We start from the raw sequence: 3,290 nt of genomic DNA, 5'->3' as shown, positions 1-3,290 counted from the left end.
AACGTTAACCCAAGCTGTACCAGTCCAACGTTACCTAGCTGTACCAGCCAACGTTACCAAGCTGTACCAGCCAACGTTACCCAAGCTGTACCAGCCAACGTTACCCAAGCTGTACCAGCCAACGTTACCCAAGCTGTACCAGCCAACGTTACCCAAGCTGTACCAGCCAACGTTACCCAAGCTGTACCAGCCAACGTTACCCAAGCTGTACCAGCCAACGTTACCCAAGCTGTACCAGCCAACGCAACCATCACCATTCCAAATGCAACCCAATCATGGGCATTTAACAAAACTGTAAACGGATCGCAGTTCATTGGAGACGTCAACCTAAACCAAACAGGCCTGATATTTGACGGTGGATTTGTAAAATCTGCAGGCAATTATACAAACCAGACATCAAACATTGCGATCACCGCCTGGATAAAACCAGACTATTCCTCAGGTTCATCCATGTTTACGATCGTATCAAAGGAAAACTCCTTTGAACTCACCCTAGACAACATATCAGAAAATGTGGCAACATTTTCCATATTTGATGGAATCAAATGGCACAGCGTATCTACTGTATCTGAAATAGGACAGGGATGGTCACATGTTGCTGCCACCTTTAACGGAACAGACATCTCGATTTACACAAACGGCACCATATCCAGTACTGAGAAAACAATCCAGACCGTATCTGTAAGTTCAGAGGGAACAATTGAGAATACCATCCCGCAGGTATCCAGTACAGATACCGATGTAGTGATTGGTGCAACACTAGATGCACGAGCAGTTGACAAGGCGCAAAAAGTATTCTCTGGAGGAATAGATCAGCTGGAAATCTATGACAGGTATCTTACAGCAGAGCAAATCCACGAGATATACACAAGAACACTCCCAATTATCCTGGCAAAATACGTCAACAATACGACAATCCAAACCGTCGAAATACCGCCAATCAGCCTGCTGAATCAGACAAGCGTAAACGGAACGCTGAACACAAACTCGACAGAATATGTCATTGTACCGACAGTAAACCAAACAAGCCAAATGACAATATCCACATGGGTCACCCCACAGTATAATGGTGCGGCTGCAGAGCTGACCATCCTATCCAAAGAGGGCTCATTTGTACTGTCATTGAACAATGTAATATCGCCAGAACACGCAGCCAAATTTGCAGTATTTGATGGAATCAGGTGGACTGCAGCGCAGGGAACAAACAAAATACACGACAAATCGCACGTTGTGGCAGTAATCAACGGAACAGAAATCTCACTGTACGTAAATGGCGTATTGCAAGAAAGACAAACTCTACCAAAATCCTTTATCATATCAGAAGACGATCTTGTAGTATCAGAGGTGGCAGACTCTGAATCAGACATTGTGATTGGCGCATATATCTCAACAGTAAGATCAGAGCCAAAACTGTCAAACAAATTCTCTGGTGTGATCAGCGACGTGGTTGTTTATTCCAAAGCATTGGAGCAAGATGAGATTAAACAGTTGTATCATTCAATCTCCAACACAGAACTATCTTTGTTTGAATCGCTTGAAGTATCTGATTCAGTATATTCCAAGCTGATATTTCAAAATGACACAATAGATGTATTGATAGTAGAACCAATTCTAAACCAAACAAAATCCAGTTATCTAATCAACGAAGATGTCGAGTTTCAGTTACAATACTATGATGATTATGAAGTCTTATTGAAACAACTTAAAGAAATGAAAGATAACCTGTCAGTACTGACGAAAAACACAGAACAAAATCTTACACAGATAGAAACTCAAATTGTAAATGGGGACATTGATGCAAACATAAACCAAAAAGAATCATCAAGAAACAGTATAAACATAAAGCCAATCAATTATGTTATTTCCACATTTATCCCTATGGCACATGCTGACAATCCGCTTTCATCTTCTTCGTTTAATGTCCTTAATGAAATTGCAAAGACAAAAGAAAAGATCCAAGAATTACGAGAGAAAATCAACCTAATCAATCAAAATGGTACAACAGATGAGCGGCTTTTGTATGAAATAAAAGATCAAATAGAAACAATCTCAGAAAATCTAAGATCAGTTAGTGGGAACATGACAGGTGTCAGTCTTTCTGCTAAAAGCAAGCAAATCAACAATCTTGCAGAAACATTTGAGAGTATGGTAACTGAAAATGTAACAGAAGTACAATATGACAAATGGCAGGAACAAAACAACGTTATCACAGCAGAAATTTATGATCCACAAGGAAAACTAATTGATACTATCTCCCAATATGAAAAAGTAAGAGAGGGTAAATTCAACATCAAACTTTCCCCTGAAAAAATAGTCACACCGGGTATGTATCACATCAAAACTACACTCCAAATAGATGGAAAACAATATGTTATGGAAGATGAATTTGCGTGGGGTCTTGTATCACTTAACACAAAAAAGAGTATCTACAAACCAGGAGAAATAGCAGACTTTGTAATTGTTGTATTGGATAACGGTGGACACCCTGTCTGCAACTCTAATCTTGTAATGACAGTCACAGATCCGCAACTCCAAAAGTCTGTGTTATCATCTAATGACGGAATAACTACAAACCAAGAATGCGGTTTGTATGACTCCATTTATCATACAAACACTGAGGGAAACTATACCATTGACATAACGGCACAGACTCCAAACGGTGCAACTAGTTTTTCAACATACTTTACTGTTAAACAAGACTTTGATTATGATATTATACGAACTGCACAAAGTAAAATCGATCCGATCACTAATCCTAATTCTTTTAATGTCACAATAAACATTGAATCGTTTATTGGATCTGAACCGATTACAATACGAGAATTTGTTCCAATTCATTTCAATGTTACAACAAATGGTGCGGTAGAAAATATCAATGGAACCCAAATAATCACATGGGAAAAGAGTCTGATTGAAAACAAGACGAGTGTCTCATACAAGTATTCAATACCTCTCATATTTCCAAAATTATATACATTAGGTAAAGTAGAAATTGCACAAAATAATTCGACATTTACAGAAGCTAGGAACTGGTATGTAGCAGCAGATCCATTAACTATTGTAGAATTTGAAGAGAATCTTGGATTCACAGACATAAACGAAATTGCTCCTTATGCTAACTCAATCATATTAAACGAAAATCTTGGAATGGAAGATAATAATTTTGGACCAGGAACAGGAACAATCATACTATTGACAGAGAACCTGGGGATTACTGGTAGCAAACTTCTGGTAGTAAACTCACCAATCTCACTCACAGAGAACCTCGGCATGACAGACACCGTCACAAC

General features: G+C 38.9%; 1 protein-coding gene. It reads left to right on the top strand.

Annotation, left to right across the window (positions count from 1 at the left end):
* Window positions 1-249: 249 nt before the first annotated feature.
* On the top strand, window positions 250-3,290 hold a 3,041-nt coding region (locus tag NKMY2_RS01725; RefSeq protein ID WP_320408942.1), incomplete at its 3' end, for a LamG-like jellyroll fold domain-containing protein.

The sequence above is a fragment of the Candidatus Nitrosotenuis chungbukensis genome (assembly GCF_000685395.1).
In the GTDB taxonomy this organism is placed as follows: Archaea; Thermoproteota; Nitrososphaeria; order Nitrososphaerales; family Nitrosopumilaceae; genus Nitrosotenuis; species Nitrosotenuis chungbukensis.
The sequence above is the reverse complement of the archived record's forward strand: the minus strand, read 5'-3'. Positions and strand labels throughout refer to the sequence as shown.